Here is a 1,146-nt window from a genome sequence, read left to right as displayed (position 1 = left end):
CGCCAGTACCGCCGCGGCGACACCGCCGGCGACTTCGTGGCGTCGGCGCTGGCGGTGCTGCGCCGGCTGGAGGGCCACTTCACCCTGGTGTTCGCCAGCGCCGACCAGCCCGGCACCATCGTCGCCGCCCGCCGGTCCACCCCGCTGGTGATCGGCATCGGCCAGAGCGGGTCGGGCGAGATGTTCGTCGGCTCCGACGTGGCCGCGTTCATCGGCCACACCCGCGACGCGGTCGAGCTGGGCCAGGACCAGGTGGTGGTGCTGACCGCCGAGGGCTATCGGGTCACCGACTTTCACGGCAACGAGACGACCGCCGGCGCTCGTGCTTTCCACATCGACTGGGACCTGGGCGCCGCCGAGAAGGGCGGCTATGAGTACTTCATGCTCAAGGAGATCGCCGAGCAGCCCGCCGCGGTGGCCGACACCCTGCTGGGGCATTTCGCCGACGGCCGGATCGTGCTCGACGAGCAGCGGCTCTCCGACGGCGAGCTGCGCGAGATCGACAAGGTGTTCGTGGTGGCCTGCGGCACCGCCTATCACTCCGGCCTGCTGGCCAAGTACGCCATCGAGCACTGGACCCGGCTGCCGGTGGAGGTCGAGCTGGCCAGTGAGTTCCGCTACCGCGACCCGGTGCTGGACCGCGGCACGCTGGTGGTGGCGATCAGCCAGTCCGGTGAGACCGCCGACACCTTGGAGGCGGTGCGCCACGCCAAGGAGCAGAAAGCCAAGGTGCTGGCCATCTGCAACACCAACGGTGCCCAGATCCCGCGGGAATCCGACGCGGTGCTCTACACCCGTGCCGGCCCGGAGATCGGGGTGGCGTCGACGAAGACGTTTCTGGCCCAGATCGCGGCGAACTACCTGGTCGGCCTGGCGCTGGCGCAGGCCCGCGGCACGAAATACCCCGACGAGGTGCAGCGCGAGTACCGCGAGCTGGAGTCGATGCCCGCGCTGGTGGCCCGGGTGCTCGACGGTGTCGGTTCGGTGACCGCGCTGGCACACCGGTTCGCTCGCTCGCCGGCGGTGTTGTTCTTGGGCCGCCACGTCGGTTATCCGGTGGCGCTGGAAGGCGCGCTCAAGCTCAAGGAGCTGGCCTACATGCACGCCGAGGGCTTCGCCGCCGGCGAGCTCAAGCACGGCCCGATC

The 1,146-nt window shown here is 70.3% G+C and carries 1 protein-coding gene; it reads left to right on the top strand.

Going from position 1 to position 1,146, the window contains the following annotated elements; all coding sequences use genetic code 11:
- Positions 1 to 1,146: glutamine--fructose-6-phosphate transaminase (isomerizing) (glmS, locus tag AC2VON_RS00025; protein ID WP_486951107.1), on the top strand; the 1,146-nt coding region annotated here is incomplete at both ends.

The sequence above is a fragment of the Mycobacterium sp. TH-M82 genome (assembly GCF_057473605.1).
This window is presented reverse-complemented; position numbering and strand designations above follow the sequence as displayed.